Here is a 19,429-nt window from a genome sequence, read left to right as displayed (position 1 = left end):
TAGCGTGTGACCACATTGGTTATGCTGCGGGTTATCCATCCCCGCGAGGCTCACCATGCACATCGGCATCCCCAAGGAAATCAAGAATCACGAATACCGGGTAGCACTCACCCCCGAGGGCGCGCGCGAACTGAGCCTGGCCGGCCACAGCGTCAGCGTCGAGACCGGCGCGGGCGCCGTGGCGGGATTCGGCGACGATGCCTATCGCGCGGCCGGCGCGGCCATCGTGGCCACCCCGGCCGAAGCCTGGGCGGCCGACCTGGTCGTCAAGGTGAAGGAGCCGCAGCCCACCGAGCTGACCCACCTGCGCAGCGGACAACTGCTGTTCTGCTACCTGCATCTGGCCGCCGCGCCGGAACTGGCGCACGAACTGGTGGCGCGCGGGGTGACGGCGATTGCCTACGAAACCGTCACCCGGCCTGCCGGCGGCCTGCCGCTCTTGCAGCCGATGTCCTATATCGCCGGACGGCTGGCGCCACAGATGGGCGCGCTGGGACTGCTCACCTCGCACGGCGGCAATGGCAAGCTGATCAGCGGCATGCCTGGCGTGCCCCCCGCACATGTGGTCATCATCGGCGCCGGCATGGTCGGTATGACGGCCGCGCGTACGGCGGTCGGGCTCGGCGCGCGCGTCACCCTCATCGACCGCCAGACCGACACGCTCGCGCATGCCGAAATCCTGTTCGGCGCGCAGATTGAAACGCGCTTTTCCTCGCCCGAGGCAATCGCCAACAGCCTCGCGCAAGCCGACATCGTCATCGGCGCCGCGCAAATTCCTGGCCGCCACGCGCCGCGCCTGATCAGCCGCGAGCTATTGAACCGGATGTCGCCAGGTTCGGTGCTGGTCGACGTTTCCATCGACCAGGGCGGCATTGCCGAAACCTCGCGCCCCACCACCCACAGCGATCCGTTCTTCGTCGCCGCAGGCGTCGTCCACTATTGCGTCACCAACATGCCCGGCGCCGTCGCCCGCACCGCCACCGAGGCACTCACCCACGCCACCCTGCCCTACGTGCAGACCCTGGCGGCGCAGGGCCTCGCCGCGCTGGATACCGATGCCGGGCTCAAACAAGGGATGCAGGTCCACGCCGGAAAAATCACCCACGCCGGTCTGGCGCAGGATCTGGGAATAGGCCTGTAGGCGGGGCGCCCCCGCCCCGAATTTCGCACCGTCGCACCGTCGCACCGTCGCACCGTCGCAACCCCGCAACCTCCATAGCTTCGGCCCGAGGGCGGGCCTCCTACATCTCCCATCCTGCGGAAGCTCTCGGTGCTCGCAGCCCGCTTTCGCAAGTTTTTTTGCTGTAGAAATGGAATCAGGCGGCTGGCGCAACACCCGGCACCGCCAGCCACTCACGCCCCACCACACGCAGGTCGGGCGCAAAGCGGTAAACCAGCGGCACCGCGTATGGGATCTCCATCCGCTCCGTGTCCCCCGCGCTCAGTCCGTCCAGATGCATCACCAACCCGCGCAGCGTGTTGCCGTGGCTCACCACCAGCAGGCGGCGCCCCGCACGCAGCCGCGGCACCAGCACCTCGTTCCAGTACGGCAAGGTACGCCGCTGGCAGTCGCGCAGGCTTTCGCTGGCCGGCAGGTCCTGGGGGTCGAGCGCCGCATACAGCGGATCGAAACGCGGATGGCGCGGGTCATTGTGATTGAGCGGTGGCGGCGGTTCGACATAGCCACGCCACCAGCGGCGCGAGGCTTCCTCGCCCCAGGCCGCAAAAATCTCATGCTTGTCCATGCCCTGCAGCGCGCCGTAATGCCGCTCGTTCAGGCGCCAGGTGGTGAACAGCGGCACCTCGGGCGTGCCCATCGCGGCCAACAGCGCCCCGACCGTCTGGCGGGTGCGCTGCAGCACCGAGCCATGCACCTCGTCGAAGGCAAACCCCGCCTGCGCCAGCCGCCGTCCCGCCGCAGCCGCCTCGGCGAGGCCGACTTCGGTCAGCGGAATGTCGGTCCAGCCGGTAAAGCGGTCGGAGAGATTCCATTCGCTGTGGCCGTGGCGAAACAACACCATCCATTGTGCCGGCGCGTTCATTCGGGGGATTCCGTCAACACTTCGTGCAGATGGTGGCGATCCGCCCAGGCGTCGAGATGCCAGCCCTGGCCGTCGAAATGAAACCAGTTGAGCGCGCAGTTTGGAATGACGAAATCGCGCGGTGTGTGCAGCGGGCGGCCGGTGGCGCGGCGATAGATCACATCGAGAACGCCGCTGTGGCACACCGCCGCAATCGTCTGCCCGCTGTGATGCCGCACCAGCCAGTCGATGCCGTCCGCCACCCGTTCGGCAAACCGGCGCAGCGACTCACCCGTCTCGAAGTCGTAATCCAGATCGCGCGCCACATAGTGGGCATGCGCCGCCGGATATAGCCCGGCACCCTCGGCAGCCGTGATGCCCTGGAATATGCCGTAATGCCGTTCGCGCAACTGCGGCAGCACCGTCACCTCCAGGCCCTCACGCTGCGCCAGCACCTGCGCCGTTTCTATCGCCCGCACCAGGTCGCTGCTGTAGATCGCGGCAAACCGCTGGTGCGCCGCGTTGAACGCCATCGCCAGCGCCTGCGCCCGCCCCACCTCGTTGAGCGGCACATCGGTATGACCCTGGATCCGTTTCTCCACATTCCAGTCGGTTTCACCGTGGCGGATGATGCAGATGAGGGTCGTGAGGGGTTTGGGAATGAGGTGCATGAAAAAAGTGTGCGTACAAAACCATGCGGATTTTCAATCTGGCACAAAACCTGAATTGCGTCAGATTGAAAGAAAAATCGCGGGCGCCGCAGGATGATAGCCTATCGCTTGTGCCTATTGCGGGCTGAAACGGCATCGGCCCCGCCAAAGCCTTCGGCTGCGGTTTGCTCTTGGTGCGGCGAATAGGATGACTTGCTTGCGGAATAAAGCCCACCTACACTGTATTGCATATGCAATGCATAAAGGATAAGCCATGAAAAACGCGACATTACCGCCGTTGCGGGTAGACAGCGCACTGCGCGCTGCGGCCGAATCGGTACTGCAAGATGGCGAAACCCTGTCGGGCTTTGTGCTGGAAGCGGTGCGCCTGAACATCAAGCGTCGTGAGACGCAACGCGAATTCATCGCACGTGGGCTGCTGGCGCGCGACGAAGCCAAAGCATCCGGGCAGTATGTTTCGTCCGTCGAGATGCTCAAGCGCCTGGATGAATCGCTCGCCAAAGCACGTACCAATCAGACAGACCGCGATCGGTGAGCTATCAAGTCCGCTTAGCGCCCCGCGCGGCGGATGATTTGCAGCGATTGTTTGATTTTCTGGCCGAGCACGATCTGCCGGCGGCCGAGGATGCGCGCGTTGCCATCGGCAAAGCGATTGAATTTTTGCAAACCTTTCCTTTCGCTTGCCGCAAAGCGGCAAGCGATCAACCTTTACTACGTGAGATGGTGATTGAATTTGGACAGGCAGGTTATGTCGCGCTTTACGAGATCGAGAACCCTGGCATGGTGACAGTTCTGGCGGTGCGACATCAGCGCGAAAGCGATTTTCACTAGGCTGGCCGACGTGGGCGCCCAGCTTGACCCGTGTTCCCCGCTCACGCGGGGATGATGCATATTAATTGCGTGCGAACTGAGCTATACAAAATCTGAATCTGACTTAAACAGGGATGGCGTCAGTTTTCGCAAACAAACAACACTTGGTTTGCACAGCCCGTTCAAAATGGGGTGCGTCAACTTGACACATTCTTATATAAGTCGATATATTTATCCGCATATGCGAAACAGATCATCACATTCGCATGCACTAATTCAGTCATCAATCACGGGAGACGTGTATGGAAGCGACAACCTATAACTATAAGGTCGTCCGCCAGTTCGCCATCATGACGGTGGTATGGGGGATCGTCGGGATGCTGGTGGGGGTGATCCTGGCGGCGCAGTTGATCTGGCCGGATCTGACTTTTGGCATCGAGTGGCTTTCATACGGTCGTCTGCGGCCATTGCATACCAATGCGGTGATTTTCGCTTTCGGCGGTTCGGCGATGTTTGCGGTGTCCTACTACATCGTGCAACGCACCTGCCAGGTGCGGCTGTGGGCCGAAAAGCTCGCGGCCTTCACCTTCTGGGGCTGGATGGCGGTGATCGTGCTGGCTGCAATCACGCTGCCCATGGGCTACACCACCTCAAAGGAATACGCCGAACTGGAATGGCCGATCGACCTGCTGATCGCTGTGGTGTGGGTGTCGTATGCGCTGGTGTTCTTCGGCACCATCATCAAGCGCAAGGTCAAGCACATCTATGTTTCCAACTGGTTCTTCGGCGCCTACATCCTGGTGATCGCGATTCTGCATATCGTCAACAGCGCCGAGTTGCCGGTGACGATGACCAAGTCCTACTCGGCCTACGCCGGGGTGCAGGACGCGATGGTGCAGTGGTGGTACGGCCATAACGCGGTGGGCTTCTTCCTCACCACCGCCTTCCTCGGAATGATGTACTACTTCATTCCAAAGCAGGCCGGCCGCCCGATCTATTCGTATCGACTTTCCGTTGTCCACTTCTGGTCGCTCAACTTCATCTACATGTGGGCGGGCCCGCACCACCTGCAGTACACCGCGCTGCCGGACTGGGCGCAGTCGCTCGGCATGGTGTTCTCGCTGATGCTGCTGGCGCCTTCCTGGGGCGGCATGATGAACGGCATCATGACGTTGTCGGGCGCGTGGCACAAACTGCGCACCGACCCCATCCTCAAGTTCATGGTGACGGCGCTTTCGTTCTACGGCATGTCGACCTTCGAAGGCCCGATGATGTCGATCAAGACGGTGAACGCGCTGTCGCACTACACCGAATGGACCATCGGCCACGTGCACGCCGGCGCGCTGGGCTGGGTGGCGATGATCACCATCGGCTCGATGTACTACCTGATCCCGCGCCTGTTCGGCCGCGAGTCGATGTTCAGCACCAAGCTGATCGAGTGGCATTTCTGGCTGTCGACCATCGGCGTGGTGCTCTACATCGCCGCATTGTGGATTGCCGGTGTGGCGCAGGGCTTGATGTGGCGCGCATCGAACGCCGACGGCACGCTGACCTACAGCTTCGCCCAGGTGCTGAACACCATGTACCCGTTCTACGGCATCCGTCTGCTGGGCGGCGCCATGTTCTTTGTCGGCATGTTGATGATGGCGTACAACGTCTGGAAAACCGTGCGGCTGGGCCGCGTGGTGGATGACGCCCCCATCCCGCAAGCTGTCCACGCCTAAGGAGACCGAACATGATTTCGCATGAAACCATCGAAAAGAACATCGGTCTGCTGATCGTGCTGACCATTCTCATCGTCAGTGTCGGCGGCCTGGTGCAGATCGTGCCGCTGTTCTTCCAGACCTCCACCACCACCCCGGTGGCGGGCCTCACGCCCTACACGGCGTTGCAGCTGTCGGGACGCGATATCTACATCCGCGAAGGCTGCGTCGGCTGCCACTCGCAGATGATTCGCCCGTTCCGCGCCGAGACCGAGCGTTACGGCCACTATTCGGTGGCGGGCGAGTTCGTCTACGACCGTCCCTTCCTGTGGGGATCCAAGCGCACCGGACCGGACCTGCATCGCGTCGGCGGACGTTATTCCGACGCCTGGCACGTGGCGCACCTGCTGAATCCGCGCGACGTGGTGCCGGAATCCAACATGCCCGCCTACCCGTGGCTGGACCGGCCGCTGAAGGACGCCGCCATCCAGCGCAAGATGCGCACCCTGAACGTGGTCGGCCACGGCTACACCGAGCAGGAAATCAGCGACGCGCCCGCCGCACTGGACGGCAGGACCGAGATCGACGCGGTCGTCGCCTACCTGCAGGTGCTGGGCATCCACGCCCCGAAGAACTGAGTCAGCCATGGACAGCGGAATGATCAGCGGCATCGTCACGGCGGCCTTCGTCGTGGTGTTCATCGGCATCGTCTGGTGGGCCTACAGCCGCGGCAACAAGCAGCGTTTTGAAGACGCCGGCCGCCTGCCATTCGAAGAAGACGACGCCCAAGGGATACCGTCCCAGCGGGACATAACGCCCGCCAAACAAGGAGACAAGCAATGAGTGATTTCACACACGGTTTCTGGCCGATTTACATCAGCGTGCTCACCCTGGCGAGCATTATCGGCACTTGGGTGTTTCTCAGGTCGCAGACCACCCGCAAGCTCGCCCCCGGCGAAAAGCCCGAGCTGATGAAACATACCTGGGACGGTGATTTGCAGGACTTGAACAACCCGCTGCCGCGCTGGTGGCTGGGCCTGTTCTACGGAACCATGGTGTTTGCCGTTGTGTATCTGCTGCTGTGGCCAGGGCTGGGCAGCTACCCTGGCCTGCTGAAATGGACGCAGATCGGCGAATACGAGGCCGAAGTGCGAAAAGCCGAAGCCCAATTCCAGCCGGTGTATGCAGGCTTCATGCAGCAGGACGTCGTCACCGTGGCCGCCAATCCCGATGCGCGCGCCATCGGCAGGAACCTGTTCCTGACCTACTGCTCGCAATGTCACGGCTCGGATGCGGCGGGCGCCAGGGGCTTCCCCAACCTGACCGATGGCGACTGGCTCTACGGCGGCGACCCCGACACCATCCGGGCCACCATCACCGATGGCCGTTCGGGGATGATGCCGCCGATGGGTGAAGCGCTGGGCGCGCAGGGCACGAAGGAAGTGGCGAACTATGTGTTGTCGCTGGCGGGGCGCCCGCACGATGCTGCGCTGGCCGATGTCGGCCGTCCGAAATTCGCGGAAAACTGCGCGGCCTGCCACATGCCGGACGGCACCGGCATGCAGGCGATGGGATCGCCCAACCTCACCAACAATGTGTGGCGGTACGGCGGCGCCGAAGCGGCGATCATCGAGTCCATTACCAAGGGCCGCAACGGCGTGATGCCCGGCATCGACCAGACGCTCGGCACCACCTCCAACAAGGAAGCCAAGCTGCATCTGCTGACGGCTTACGTGTACGGCCTGTCGCAAAAGCAGTAAGCAGGAAACGGCCCGCCGGAATGTTCCGGCCGGCCGCTTAAACGTATTGCGCTGGCCTCATCAGTCAGTACGTTCAAGCGGCTCAGACCTTCCACGGAAAACGCAGTGACAGACGACAAGCAGCCCGCTCCATCATCCGCCGACGTCCCGATCGAACAGCAGCTCTATGCGATCCGGCAAATCATCCAGCCGCGCGCGGTGCATGGGGTGTTCGCCAACTGGCGCGTCGCGCTGGTGCTGCTGACCCAGGCGGTGTATTACGGCCTGCCCTGGCTGCAATGGGACAACCGGCAGGCGGTGCTGTTCGATCTGGCCGCGCGCAAGTTCTACATCTTCGGCCTGGTGTTCTGGCCGCAGGATTTCGTTTACCTGACCGGTCTGCTGGTCCTGGCGGCGCTGGCGCTGTTCCTGTTCACGGCGGTCGCCGGTCGATTGTGGTGCGGCTATGCCTGCCCGCAAACCGTTTACACCGAAATCTTCATGTGGGTGGAAAGCTGGCTGGAAGGCGACCACCTCGCGCGCAAGAAACTCGACAAGTCGCCGTGGAATGCCAACAAACTGCGCCGCCGCGGCCTGAAGCATTTTGTCTGGGTGCTGATTGCGCTATGGACCGGCTTCACCTTCGTCGGCTATTTCACGCCGATCCAGCTACTGGTGGCCGAAACGCTCAGTGCCAGCCTCGGCCCGTGGGAAAGCTTCTGGATTCTGTTCTACGGCTTTGCCACCTGGGGCAATGCCGGTTTCATGCGCGAGCAGGTGTGCAAGTATATGTGCCCCTACGCGCGCTTCCAGAGCGTGATGTTCGACTCCGACACACTGACCGTGACCTACGATACCTCGCGCGGCGAACCGCGCGGGTCGCGCGGCAAGAAGGCAGCCTACAAGGCACTGGGGCTGGGCGACTGCGTCGACTGCGCCGTCTGCGTGCAGGTCTGCCCGACCGGCATCGACATCCGCGACGGCCTGCAATATGAATGCATCGGCTGCGCCGCCTGCATCGACGGCTGCGACCAGATCATGGACAAGATGGGCTATCCGCGCGGGCTGATCCGCTACACCACCGAGAACGCGGTGAAAGGCAAATATCCCGACAGCGGCATCCTGAAGCATGTCCTGCGCCCGCGCACCCTCATCTACACCGTGCTGCTGGCGCTGCTTTCCGGCGCCTTCGTTTACAGCCTCGCCACCCGGGTGCCGCTGCGCGTCGACGTGATACGCGACCGCGTGGCACTGTCGAAGGAAACCGACGAGGGCCTGATCGAAAATGTCTATCGGCTGCAGATCATCAACAAGGACAGCCAGCCGCATCGCTACACCATCCAGGCACAGGGAATTAACGGCCTGAGCGTGGTGATGGCACGCCGCGAAATCGCAGCCGCCCCCTTGCAGACCATCGACATTCCCGTGAGCCTGGTGGCCGATCCGGTCGAACTGAAAGGCCGCTCGATCGAGGTGACGTTCACCATCCAGTCCATCGACGATCCACGCATCAAGGAAGCCGTCGCCACCAAATTCTTCAACAGGTGACCCTATGGTTTCGAAAATCATGAACAACACACTCAGCAACCCTGCAAGCAAGCCCTGGTATCGCGAATTCTGGCCGTGGTTTCTCATCAGTCTGCCCGCCACTGCGGTCATCGCCGGCCTCACCACGGTCTGGATCGCCTATAACAGTGCCGATGGCCTGGTGGTCGGCGATTATTACAAGGCCGGGTTGGCCATCAACCAGACGCTGGCGCGCGACGACACCGCCCGGGCACTGGCGCTGATTGCCACCCTGCAAAACGATGATGGCGCCCTGACGCTGACGCTGGCGGGCCACCTGCAAACCTATCCGGATCAACTCAGCCTCACGCTGGCCCATCCGACCCGCCAGGGCCAGGATCAGACGCTAACCCTCAGCCATGCCGGCGGCGGGCATTACCGCGCCGCGTTGCCCGTCCTGCCGGACGGGAAATGGCTCGTCCAGCTCGCCGACGCCGCGGCCACCTGGCGGCTTTCCGGTGTGCTGCACACCCCATTCAGCCAGTCCGTCACCTTGACGACGGATGCTGAATCCACCGTTCAATAATAGGGAGACTGAAATGGACGTCATATTCAATTTGCTGTTTACTAGCCCGATGGGCCTGTTGAGCCTGTTCGCCATCCTGTTCATGATCGGCATGGCGATTTACCTGGTGAGCTGGTACAAGCGCAAGATGAACGACCCGGACGAATAACGACATCCCAACGAGGAATCCGCCATGATGCAGCGCCTGATCCACATTCTGTGGCCGTCCTTCCTCGTTGCCGGGGTGGCGGACATCATCTTCACCACCCTGTTCGACCCGCTGGAGATCATCTATCGCGGCGAGGCGCTGATCGAGCATCGCATCGCCGCCTACACCATCGGTTTTTTCGTTTTCTGGCTGTTGTGCATCGCTTCCAGTGCCATGACCTGCTATTTCCAGCGCGGCGCCGACGAGATCAACCGCTGTCCGCTGCCCCCGCGCAACCGTCCCGAAGGCTGTCCCAAGCGCGATGATGGAAGCGGTTTCTGCTGACGCCTGCTAGGGAAACGCTGATTAATTCGGTGTGACTGTCATTGCGAGCGAAGCGCGGCAATCCAGCGCATTGGTTAAGCAGACATTTCTGGATTGCCGCGTCGCTACGCTCCTCGCAACGACGGATTGATCAGCATCGCCCTAGGGAAACGCTGATTAATTCGGCCCGTTCGCCCTGAGCCCTTCGGCATGGCTCAGGACAGGCTTGTCGAAGGGCATTTCACAAGATTGATTGTGCTGAATTTATTCCGCTCATGGTTCGACAAGCTCACCACGAACGAAATAAATCAGCGCATCCCTAGGGAAACACTGATTAATTCGATATAGCCGTCATTGCGAGCGAAGCGCGGCAATCCAGCGCATTGATCAAGCAGGCATTTCTGGATTGCCGCGTCGCTTCGCTCCTCGCAAAGACGGATTAATCAGCGTCTCCCTAGGCCGTTTTGGAATACCGCGGCCGCTCACCGGCAGCCTGCTTCAGATAGCGGTCAAAGCACATGCCGATGTTGCGCAGGAAAAGACGGCCAGCAGGGGTGACGCTGACCCTGTCCGCAGCGATGTTGACCAGGCCATCGTCCGCCAGCGGGCGCAGGTCGGCCAGTGCGTCGGCGAAATAGTCGGCAAACGCGATCCCCCACTCGCCGCCAAACGCAGCGAAATCGAGTTCCAGATCGCACATCACGCGGGTGATGGCTTCGCGGCGGATCTGGTCGTCGCGGGTGAGCTTGATGCCGCGCTCGACGGCAAAGCCGGTTGCGGCGATGCGTTCCTGATAGCGCTTGAGGTTCTTTTCGTTCTGCATGTAGACGTCGGCGGTCTGGCTGATGCTGGACGCACCGAAGGCGAGGATGTCGCTGTCCTTGTGCGTGGTGTAGCCCTGGAAATTGCGCCATAGCGTCCTGTTCTGCTGCGCGCGCACCAGTTCGTCGTCGGGACGAGCGAAGTGGTCGAGCCCGATATTGACGTAACCCGCCGCGCCCAGCGCCTCGTTCACCGCCTGCTGCAGGCCCAGGCGGGCCGCCAAATCGGGCAGGTCGGCGTCGCGGATCAGAAGCTGGTGTTTTTTCAGCCATGGCACGTGGGCATAGCCGAACACCGCCAGACGATCCGGTGCCCACGCCACCACCTGTTCCAGCGTGCGGCTGAAGCTTTCGACCGTCTGTTTCGGCAGGCCGACAATCAAGTCCAGGTTGATGCTGAAAAAACCCAGTTCGCGTGACCAGTCGAGCACCTGCCGGATCAGGGCCTCGGACTGGATGCGGTTGACCGCCTGCTGCACGGCCGGGTCCATGTCCTGCACGCCGAACGACACCCGGTTGAAGCCTGATTCGCGCAACGCCACCAGATGCTCGCGCGTCAGTTCGCGCGGGTCGGCTTCGCAGCTGATTTCGGCATCGGGCGCCACGGTGAAATGCTGCCGCATCATCGCCATCAGGCGGCGGATGTCGTTGGGATTCAGATAAGTCGGGGTGCCGCCACCCCAGTGCAGCTGGCGCACCACGCGCTTCGGATCGACCAGTTGTGCGGTGCGCGCCATTTCGCGGTCGAGTGAGGCGAGGTAGGGCTGGGTCTTGCTGTAATCGCGCGTCGCCACCATGTTGCAGCCGCAGTAGTGGCAAAGCGAATCGCAGAACGGGATGTGAGCATACAGCGACAGCCCGCGCTCAGGCGCCGGCGCCGCCAGCGCCTCGGCCCAGTCCGCTTCGCCAAAGCCGGTGTGGAAATACGGCGCGGTGGGATACGAGGTGTAACGCGGCCCGGCTACGCTGTACTTGCGGAGCAGTTCCAGGGTGGTCGACGTCATCTTGGCGCCCTCATAGCAGATAATGGTATCTTTTTATCACAGCACAGACCTGAAATCCAGCACGGCACCAGGCCGAGGCGCCCACCCGGTTTTGCGGTAAAGTTCAGCACTGAAAAACCGTTTGTATGAGTACGCGTCTGGAAAACACATGTCACCTACCCCATTACTGAACGTCATTCGTTTTTTTCTGCTCGCGCTACTGCTCGGCAGCACGGTTGCCCGCGCCGACGAAGCGACCGATCTGGCGCAAAGGGTCCACGAGCGCCCCAACGGGCGTGACCTCACTACTCTGGGCCGCATGGTGCTGACCGAAAAGGGCCGCGCGCCGCGCATCCGTGAGATCGTCGCGTATCGCCTCGACCAAGCGGGCGGCCAAACCGCCAACCTGATTCGCTTTGTCTATCCGGAAGACATCGCCGGAACCGGTCTGCTCAGCATAGACAAAGCCGACGGCAATACTGACCAGTGGCTGTATCTGCCCGCGCTCGACCGGGTTCGGCGCATTTCCAGCGACCGCAAGGGTGGCCGTTTCGTCGGCTCCGACCTGTATTTCGAAGACCTGCAGGAGCGCAAGCCGTCGAAAGACCACCATCGCCTGCTCGGCCAGCAGGCCGAAAATGGGATTCTCTGCGACGTGCTCGAAAGCGTGCCGACAGACCCCAAGGATTCGGCCTACAGCAAGCGCATCAGCTGGATCGACCCCGCCACCGCCATTCCGCAGCGGGTGGACTATTTCGAGAAGGACGCCAGCCCCCCCAGCAAACGCTGGCTGCTGCGCAGCAAGAAGCGCAACCAGGGCTACTGGACGCTGACCGACAGCCGCATGATCGATCTGTCCACCGGCCACGAAACCCGAATGGTCGTCGACGTTGCGCTGTACGACCAGAAACTGCCCGCCAGATTATTCACCTCGCAAGCCCTGGCCGACGAAAGCCTGGAATCGGAGTACCGCCCATGAAAAATCTGCTGCTGACCCTGAGCCTCTCGCTCGCCCTGCCCGGCCTTGCGCTGGCCGAACTACCACCGCCGCGCACCACGGTGCAGGACGCAGCGGATGACCTGCCGCCGCCACGCAGCACGACGCGCAAGCCTCGTGCTGCGCAACCGGAGGCCTCGCCTGCCGCTGCCACGCCGCAGGCGGGCAGCGCGGGCGATCTACCGCCGCCCACCGCACGCACCCGCAGGGCGACGGCACGCGGCTTTCAGCCCGTGTTCAAGGCCGGCGTCGACGACCTGCTGCTGGAAGCGGGGGCGCTGCCCGACGCACCTGAAGCCGACACCTATTCCACCCTGCGCGCCAGCGCCTATGTGCTGTGGCAGCCCAGCCGCGACTGGGAATTCCGCGCCGGCGCGCGCCTCGACGGCATGATGCAGGACGGCGGCAGCGCCGACCACGACGAAATGCTGGCCGACTACACCGACACCTACGTGCGCTACCGCAGCGGCGACACCCGCCTGACCCTCGGCGCGCAGACCATCATCTGGGGCCGCGCCGACGAAATCCCGCTGGCCGACCGCGTCAGCCGCGCCGACCTCACGCGCTTTGTTCTGGACGACCTGGCCGACCGCCGTCGCGCGCAACTGGCCGCGCGCTGGGAACAGACCTTCGGCACCTACAAGCTGGACGCGGTGTGGCTGCCGGTATTCCGCGGCGCGCAATTGCCCGATGCCGCCAGCGTGTGGAGCCCGATCAACCGCAGCACCGGCCAGATCATCGGTATCGATCCGGCACTGACCGGATGGGTGAGTGGCGCGCGCATCGATGAAGACGAGCATGGCAGCGGCGGCGGTGCCCTGCGCCTGACCAAGACCGGCGAACCGTTCGACTTCGGCGTGACGCTGGCGCGCACCCGGCAGTCGCTGCCGTATTACCGGGTCGATGTGCCCAACCTGACGCTCACCGCCGTGCATCCTTACAATACCTTTGTCGGCGCCGACCTGGAACTGGTGAGTGGCGGCTATACCTGGCGCACGGAACTCGGCTACACCGACAACGTGCCGGTGACCCGGCCCACCACCGCAATGGGCACCACGCATTCGCTCGACTGGATTGGCGCGGTGGAATTTTTCCCGGGCGGGGGCGACACCCGCGTCAACCTGCAACTGGTCGCCCATGCGCTGCAAACCGACCGCAGCATCCTCGAACTGAAGGAGTACTACGGCGCCAACGGCGAAATCGAAACGAGCTTTGGCCAGGGCCGCTGGCGGGCCGGCATGCGCTTTTCCAGCGGCATCAACGTCAAGGACATCTACCTCAGTCCCAAACTCAGCTACGTCGGCTGGGAGCCGCACGAACTGTATGTCGCCGCGCATTATTTCGATGGCGACGCGCGCACCCTGGGCGGCTTCCACCAGGATCATTCGCTGATCACGCTGGGCCTGCGCACCCGCTTCTGATGATCCGGACGGCATGACATGCTGAAACCCTGGCTCAATGGCAGACGCATGCTGCCGCCGTGGCTGGCGCTCGCCATCCTGCTCGGCCTGCAGCTGGCTTCGCTGCCTTTCCTGTTCAAGATCCATTTCAATAATTCGGGCGACATCTACTCCCCGGCGGACGCGCCCGTCATCCAGCTGCGCGAATCCCTGTTTCGTGAATTTCCCAGCGACGATGCACTGATCGCACTGTTCGAGGGCGACGAATTATTCAGCCCGGCGTTTCTGGCTGCGCTCGATCGCGTTGCCAAAAAAATGGAAACGCATCCTTCGGTTGACCGTGTGATCACGCTCACCACCATCGAGCATATCGACGCGACCGACGACGGCTTTGCGGTTTCCCTGCTGGTGGATCCCGATGACCTGGCAGCGCGCACGCCCGCCGAGTGGAAGGCCAGGGTGCTGGACGACCAACTGGCCCCGGGGGTGATCGTCTCGAAGGACGGCAAGGCCGTCGCGCTGGTGGTGCGGCCCATCGTATTGAAAGAAAGCCTCGCGCGACGCGATATCCTGATCGCGCTCGATGCCGCCATTCACGCCGAGAAACTCGACGCCTACCAAACCGCCACCGCCGGAACCGTGGCCCAGACCGTCGAGGAATTGCGCTCGCTATGGCGCGACAGCGCAATCTTCATTCCGCTCACCGTTGTGATTGGCCTGGTGCTGCTGTGGTGGGTGGTCGGGCGGGTGAGGCCGATGATCATCGGCGGGTTGGCCATGGGGACGGTCGTCTCGGTCAGCGTGGCGGGAATCGTCGCTTCAGGCCAACCCTACACGACGATCACCGCCATGATCCCCACCCTCATGGCCGCCTACACCACGGCCACCTTGCTGCATCTGTACGCGGCCATCCAGCGCGCCCGTATTGCGCGGCTGTCGCGTCCGCAACGCATCGCGCGCGCACTGAAAGATACCTTCGTGCCGGGTTTGTTCAATGTGCTGACGACCGGCGCCGGACTGTTGAGCCTGCTATGGGTGGATATTCCGCCGGTGCAGACGTTCGGATTGTCCGGCGCGATCGGCACGCTGATGGTGTTTCTGGTGGTATTCATTCTGGTGCCACCAATCCTGCTGAAATGGGACACGCCGCGCTGGCCGCGCCGCCGCTCCGGGCTGGCGCACGCACGTCGTATCGCTGCGGCGGTAGCGGTGTTCAGTCTGCGCAACGCCAGGGCAGTGCTCATCGGCACACTGTTGCTGGTGGCGGCGGCCATTCCTCTCGCCCTGCAGGTGAAAGTGGAGTCCAACCTGATCGAGTTTTTTGCGCCGGACCACAGCATCAGCCGCAGCACCGCCCGGGTCGAGGCCAAATTGTCCGGCGTGACCACGATGGAAATCGTGCTCACCGCCCCCGAACGTGACGGGCTGAAAAACCCCGCTACGCTGGCGCAGATCAAGGCCTTGCAAACCTGGCTGGAACAACAGCCGGAAATCGACCGCAGCTTTTCGCTGGTTGAAGTGGTCGAGGAAATGAACCGCGCCTTCAGCGGCGAGGACCTCGGCGATCACGCGTTGCCGACCAACCGCAAGCTGGTGGAACAACTGCTGCTGATTTATGACGGCAAGGACTTGTACGAACTGGTCAACCGCGAATTCCAGCGCGGCCGGATCGCCCTCAATCTCAATGTTCACGGCGCCAATGAAATTGGCCAGGTGATCGAACGAATCGAAGCGCATCTGGGCGCACGGCCGATCCCCGGTATCCATACCGAGATGGCCGGTTTCGGCAGGCTGTTTTCGGATCAGGAGGATCGTATCGTCGTGGGCCAGGTCAAGAGTTTCGCCTCCGCCTTCCTGCAGATCCTGCTGCTGCTGGCACTGCTGTTCCGCTCGTTCCGCGGTGCGCTGATCTGCCTGGTGCCGAATCTGGCGCCGCTGCTCTTCATTTTCGTGGTGATGGGGGCAACCGGAATCGCACTCGATGTGGCCACCGTGCTGATCGCCGGCGTCATCCTCGGCATTACGGTGGACGACACCATCCACCTCTACCACGGTTATCTGCACCGCATCCGCCGCGGCGTCAGCCCGGTGTTCGCCATCATCCGCAGCGTGGAAGCCTCGGGCCGTGCGGTTGTTGCCATTTCCATTGTTCTGATTGCGCAGTTCAGTCTGCTGGGGCTATCAGACTTCCGCCCCACTGCGCATTTCGGCATGCTGTGCGCGGTCGGCCTGTTCGCCGGCCAGGTGTTCGAATTGCTGCTGATGCCCGCCCTGCTCGGCCTGCGCTTGCGCAAGCCGCCCAAGGCCGTCAAGGCACCGTGATTTTCAGCGCGCCGAACGCGTCGCTGAACAAGCCCACCTCGTCACCCGAGGCAAACTGCCAGCCTTCCAGGTGACCAAAATCAGTTCTGGACCTGGGGTCCAGTTCGAGTTGGAAGCGATTGGCGGTCGACAAGGTGGGGTTGCGCACGGCCAGCACCACGGTCAGGTAGCGATCGCTGGTATTTTCGATCATCGCAACCAGGCCCTGACCCAGCATCGACGAGCGAAAGCCGATCACCACCGGCAGCGCGGGCTTGGCCGTTTCCAGTGCCTGCTGGACATCGGTTCCCCTGTAGGCCAGTTGCGCTTTGAGCTGCTCGATTTCGCGCAGGCTGTCGGTCAGCTGGTTGCGCGCCTCGATCAGATAGCGCTCGGCCTGCTGGCGGGTTTCGACTTCCTTCGACAGCCGCCGTTTGACATCGCCCAGATCGACATTGAGCATGAAGGCATACAGCGCCAGGCCGCACACCAGCACCAGCAGCACAGCATTCAGGCCGATGGATACGACCAGCCCGCGCCGCTTCGGCTGATTCGGAGAAGGATCTGCCATGACGTTCTCCGTGCTCAGCCGGTATTGCGCATCCCGGCGGCAATGGCATTGATCGACCGCTTCAGCGGGGTCAACCAGCTGTCCTGCTCGGATTCCCACACGCTATCGGTGCGATAACGCTTCAGCATGAGCACCTGGATGTGGTTGATCGGGTCGATGTAGGGGCGGCGGCGCGAAATCGACAGCGCCAGCGACGGGTTGTCTTCCAGCAGGGTCTCGATCTGCACGATCTGCTTGACCCCCGCCACGGTGAGCGCGAATTCGTCCGCAATCGTGCGGTAGATCGTCATGGTGTTGGGGTGATCGCACAGGCGCGCGTACTCCTCGGCGATTTCCATGTCGGCCTTGGTCAGCGCCATCTGCACGTTGGACAACAGGCTGCGGAAGAACGGCCACGCGCGATACATCGCCTGCAGGTGGACGAGGCCGTCCGGCTGGCGGTCGATGAAGCCCTGCAACGCGCTGCCGATGCCGTACCAGGCGGGCAGCGTGTGGCGCGACTGCGCCCAGCCGAACACCCACGGAATCGCACGGATCGACCCCAGCGAACGGTCGGCCTTCTTGCGGTGCGACGGCCGGCTGCCGATGTTGAGCAGGCCGATTTCGGTGACCGGCGTGCTCTCGTAGAAATAATCGATGAAGCCCGGCGTGCCGATCAAAGCACGGTAGGCGGTCTCGCCCGCCGCCGCGATGTCGCGCATCCAGTCGAGATAGTCCTGCGGATAACACACTTCGCAGTTCGCCAGCGCGGTGGCACTGGCCTTGAGCAGGCCGGTGACGCCCATGCCGATTTCGTAGTTGGCGGTTTCCGGATTGCTGTACTTGTAATACAGCATCTCGCCCTGCTCGGTGAACTTGATTTCGCCGTTCACGGTGCCGGGCGGCTGCGACAGGATCGCATCGTGGGTGGGGCCGCCGCCGCGTCCGACGGTGCCGCCGCGCCCATGGAACAGACGGCATTCGATGCCGTGCTGCCGGGTCAGCGCGATGATGGAAAGCTGCGCCTGGTAGAGATTCCAGTTCGACGCCAGAATGCCGCCGTCCTTGCATGAATCGGAATAGCCCAGCATGACTTCCTGACGGTTGCCATCGGACGCCACCAGCGAACGGTAGACCTTGTTGGAAAACAGCTGATCGAGAATCGCCTGGCTGCGCTGCAGGTCGTCCACTGTCTCGAACAGCGGCGCCACCAGAATGCGGCAGAACCACTCATGCCCGTTGTGGCCGCACAAGCCGACCAGCCGCGCCAGCAGCATCACTTCCATCACGTGCGACGCGCTGTGGGTCATCGAAATCACATAGGTGCCGAAGACTTCATCGCCGACTTCGGCCTTCAGCTTGGCCATGCGCTGGAACACCGCGAGCGCTTCGCGCGCCTCGTCGTCCAGCGCGGCATCGTTCACCTCGATCGGAGCGATGCGGCCGATCCACGCGGCCAGCCGCTGCAGCCGCTCGGCTTCGGCCGCGCCGGTGTAATCGAAATCGGGGTCGATCTGCTGCAAGACTGCGGCGACCGTGCGCGTATGCACGGTCGATTCCTGGCGGATGTCGAGCTGCAACAAATGAAAGCCGAAGCTTTCGACCAGCCGGATCAGCGCCTGCAGATCCTGCATGGCGACGATGCGGTCGCCATGGCTGATCAGCGAATCGCGCAGCAGGTAGAGGTCGTCGAGGAAAGCGGCGGCGTTTTCGTACGCCAGATGCGCGGTAAAGCTCGGTACGTCGGCCAGGCACTGGTGAACGTAGGATAGATTGGCATCCAGCCGCGCCATCATCATCGCCGCCATGCGGCGGTAGGGTTCGCGGCTGTAGATCTGCACCGCGGTGCCGCGGAACACCTGCTCGCCGAATTCGGCTTCGTATTCCAAAAGGCGCGCCAGGAAGGGCTCGGAAGGCGTGCACCAGTTGCTGCTGTGGGTGAGCGTCTGCCGCAGTTCGAGCACCCGAACACGGTATTCATCGAGCGCTTCCTGCATCTGCCTGTGCACCGTCCATTCGGTGACGTCGGCCGTCACGAAGGGGTTGCCGTCGCGGTCGCCACCGATCCACGAACCGAAGCGGATAAAGCTCGGCACGCTGATCGGGGCAACGCCCTCGGCGTTCACGCCGTAATGCTTGCGCAGCGCCTTCTCGAAATACTCGTACGCCTTCGGCACCGCTTCGAACAGGCTTTCCCGCACGTAATACAGGCCATTGCGCACTTCGTCGCGCACTTCCAGCTTGGCGCTGCGCAGTTCGTCGGTGCGCCACATCACCTGGATCTCGGCCGCCAGATGCGCTTCCAGTTCGCGCTGGTCGTTCACCCCCAGCGTCGGGCTGTACATCTGGTCGCAAATCAGGAACACCCGGCGCACCCCTTCCATCACCGCACGGCGGCGCGCTTCAGTGGGGTGCGCGGTGAACACCGGCGCGTAGTGCAGCCGGTTGAGCATGTCCTGCAGGGTGGCCACCGGGATGCCCTGCGCCTTGAGGTCGGCCAGGGTGCGGTCGAACGAGCCCTCCCACAGCGCCATCCCGTGCGACAGCATGCGGCGGCGGTTGCGGTGGGCAAAGCTTTCTTCCGCCACATTGACCAGCATGAAATAGCCGGAAAAGGCACGCACCACCAGTTCCACCTTGTCGGCCGGCATGGCGTCGATCATCGCCATTAACTCGGCGCGGCGCTGCTGGTCTTCCTGCTGGTGCAGCTCGGCAAAACCACGGCGCAGGGTTTCCACCGCCTCGAACACGTCCTCGCCGGCAAACTGCAGCAACACCTGGCCCAGCAGGGTGCCCAGCAGTTTGACCTGCGCGCGCAGGTGGTCATCGGTCAGGAGGGTTTCGGGTGCATTCATGGCAAGAGAGAGCCCGGCACAGCGGGTTTCAATGC

Annotated in this window: 19 protein-coding genes and 1 pseudogene; 15 read left to right on the top strand and 5 right to left on the bottom strand. The window is 62.8% G+C overall.

Annotation, left to right across the window (positions count from 1 at the left end; translation table 11 throughout):
* Positions 1 to 55: 55 nt before the first annotated feature.
* A complete protein-coding gene (ald, locus tag ABW22_RS03685; RefSeq protein WP_059752053.1) occupies positions 56 to 1,141 on the top strand; it encodes an alanine dehydrogenase in 1,086 nt (361 codons plus the stop codon).
* A 175-nt stretch (positions 1,142 to 1,316) separates the two neighbouring features.
* On the opposite strand, the gene ABW22_RS03680 is transcribed toward ald, so the two are convergent.
* Positions 1,317 to 2,042: a 2,3-bisphosphoglycerate-dependent phosphoglycerate mutase gene (locus tag ABW22_RS03680; RefSeq protein ID WP_059752052.1), complete on the bottom strand. Its 726-nt coding sequence runs from the start codon at positions 2,040 to 2,042 to the stop codon at positions 1,317 to 1,319.
* A complete protein-coding gene (locus ABW22_RS03675; RefSeq protein ID WP_059752050.1) occupies positions 2,039 to 2,692 on the bottom strand; it encodes a histidine phosphatase family protein in 654 nt (217 codons plus the stop codon). Before ABW22_RS03675 ends, ABW22_RS03680 begins: the two co-directional genes overlap by 4 nt.
* Before the next feature lie 128 nt (positions 2,693 to 2,820).
* Here ABW22_RS03675 and ABW22_RS18405 point away from each other — a divergent pair.
* From ABW22_RS18405 to ABW22_RS03630, 11 genes and pseudogenes are all read left to right on the top strand, one after another.
* Positions 2,821 to 2,883: pseudogene (locus ABW22_RS18405) on the top strand (type I-E CRISPR-associated protein Cas6/Cse3/CasE); the annotation flags it as partial.
* Between the two features lie 62 nt (positions 2,884 to 2,945).
* On the top strand, positions 2,946 to 3,227 hold the full coding sequence (locus ABW22_RS03670) for a YlcI/YnfO family protein (protein WP_059752048.1): 282 nt from the start codon (positions 2,946 to 2,948) through the stop codon (positions 3,225 to 3,227).
* Complete coding sequence (locus ABW22_RS03665) at positions 3,224 to 3,523, top strand: type II toxin-antitoxin system RelE/ParE family toxin (protein WP_059752046.1); 300 nt, start codon at positions 3,224 to 3,226, stop codon at positions 3,521 to 3,523. The genes ABW22_RS03670 and ABW22_RS03665 overlap by 4 nt, the downstream gene beginning before the upstream one ends.
* A gap of 281 nt (positions 3,524 to 3,804) precedes the next feature.
* A complete protein-coding gene (ccoN, locus tag ABW22_RS03660; RefSeq protein WP_059752045.1) occupies positions 3,805 to 5,226 on the top strand; it encodes a cytochrome-c oxidase, cbb3-type subunit I in 1,422 nt (473 codons plus the stop codon).
* 14 nt (positions 5,227 to 5,240) lie between these two features.
* On the top strand, positions 5,241 to 5,843 hold the full coding sequence (ccoO, locus tag ABW22_RS03655; protein WP_419184915.1) for a cytochrome-c oxidase, cbb3-type subunit II: 603 nt from the start codon (positions 5,241 to 5,243) through the stop codon (positions 5,841 to 5,843).
* A gap of 19 nt (positions 5,844 to 5,862) precedes the next feature.
* Positions 5,863 to 6,048 (top strand): cbb3-type cytochrome oxidase subunit 3, encoded by a 186-nt coding sequence (locus tag ABW22_RS03650; protein WP_237763220.1) that lies wholly within the window; start codon positions 5,863 to 5,865, stop codon positions 6,046 to 6,048.
* A complete protein-coding gene (ccoP, locus tag ABW22_RS03645) occupies positions 6,045 to 6,965 on the top strand; it encodes a cytochrome-c oxidase, cbb3-type subunit III (protein ID WP_059752039.1) in 921 nt (306 codons plus the stop codon). Before ABW22_RS03650 ends, ccoP begins: the two co-directional genes overlap by 4 nt.
* A gap of 105 nt (positions 6,966 to 7,070) precedes the next feature.
* Positions 7,071 to 8,492 carry a cytochrome c oxidase accessory protein CcoG gene (gene ccoG, locus ABW22_RS03640; RefSeq protein WP_059752038.1) on the top strand — a complete coding sequence of 474 codons (1,422 nt, stop codon included), beginning with the start codon at positions 7,071 to 7,073 and terminating at the stop codon, positions 8,490 to 8,492.
* Positions 8,493 to 8,511: 19 nt separating this feature from the next.
* Complete coding sequence (locus ABW22_RS03635) at positions 8,512 to 9,036, top strand: FixH family protein (protein ID WP_059752085.1); 525 nt, start codon at positions 8,512 to 8,514, stop codon at positions 9,034 to 9,036.
* Between the two features lie 13 nt (positions 9,037 to 9,049).
* Entirely contained in the window at positions 9,050 to 9,184 is a 135-nt protein-coding gene (locus ABW22_RS16650; protein WP_082708488.1) for a DUF3149 domain-containing protein, read from the top strand.
* Positions 9,185 to 9,208: 24 nt separating this feature from the next.
* Positions 9,209 to 9,508, top strand: coding sequence for a hypothetical protein (locus tag ABW22_RS03630; RefSeq protein ID WP_059752036.1), 300 nt, complete (start codon positions 9,209 to 9,211; stop codon positions 9,506 to 9,508).
* A gap of 433 nt (positions 9,509 to 9,941) precedes the next feature.
* Here ABW22_RS03630 and hemN read toward each other — a convergent pair whose 3' ends face one another.
* On the bottom strand, positions 9,942 to 11,312 hold the full coding sequence (hemN, locus tag ABW22_RS03625) for an oxygen-independent coproporphyrinogen III oxidase (protein ID WP_059752034.1): 1,371 nt from the start codon (positions 11,310 to 11,312) through the stop codon (positions 9,942 to 9,944).
* A 148-nt stretch (positions 11,313 to 11,460) separates the two neighbouring features.
* Between hemN and ABW22_RS03620 the strand changes: the two genes are divergently transcribed.
* From ABW22_RS03620 to ABW22_RS03610, 3 genes are read left to right on the top strand one after another with little or no spacing between them, the layout of a single operon-like run.
* The gene (locus ABW22_RS03620; protein WP_059752032.1) at positions 11,461 to 12,270 is read left to right on the top strand and encodes an outer membrane lipoprotein-sorting protein; all 810 of its coding nucleotides are present in this window, start codon (positions 11,461 to 11,463) and stop codon (positions 12,268 to 12,270) included.
* Positions 12,267 to 13,709, top strand: a complete 1,443-nt coding sequence (locus ABW22_RS03615) for a DUF1302 family protein (protein WP_059752030.1) — start codon at positions 12,267 to 12,269, stop codon at positions 13,707 to 13,709. Before ABW22_RS03620 ends, ABW22_RS03615 begins: the two co-directional genes overlap by 4 nt.
* Before the next feature lie 18 nt (positions 13,710 to 13,727).
* Entirely contained in the window at positions 13,728 to 16,010 is a 2,283-nt protein-coding gene (locus ABW22_RS03610) for an efflux RND transporter permease subunit (RefSeq protein WP_059752028.1), read from the top strand.
* Here the strand turns inward: ABW22_RS03610 and ABW22_RS03605 are convergent.
* A complete protein-coding gene (locus ABW22_RS03605; protein ID WP_059752026.1) occupies positions 15,997 to 16,560 on the bottom strand; it encodes a hypothetical protein in 564 nt (187 codons plus the stop codon). The two genes, ABW22_RS03610 and ABW22_RS03605, sit on opposite strands and share 14 nt — an antisense overlap.
* 14 nt (positions 16,561 to 16,574) lie before the next feature.
* Positions 16,575 to 19,394, bottom strand: coding sequence for a phosphoenolpyruvate carboxylase (ppc, locus tag ABW22_RS03600; protein ID WP_059752025.1), 2,820 nt, complete (start codon positions 19,392 to 19,394; stop codon positions 16,575 to 16,577).
* Positions 19,395 to 19,429: the final 35 nt, after the last annotated feature.

Origin of the sequence: Thiobacillus denitrificans (assembly GCF_001530125.1) — a bacterium.
GTDB lineage: Bacteria > Pseudomonadota > Gammaproteobacteria > Burkholderiales > Thiobacillaceae > Thiobacillus > Thiobacillus denitrificans_C.
The sequence above is the reverse complement of the archived record's forward strand: the minus strand, read 5'-3'. Positions and strand labels throughout refer to the sequence as shown.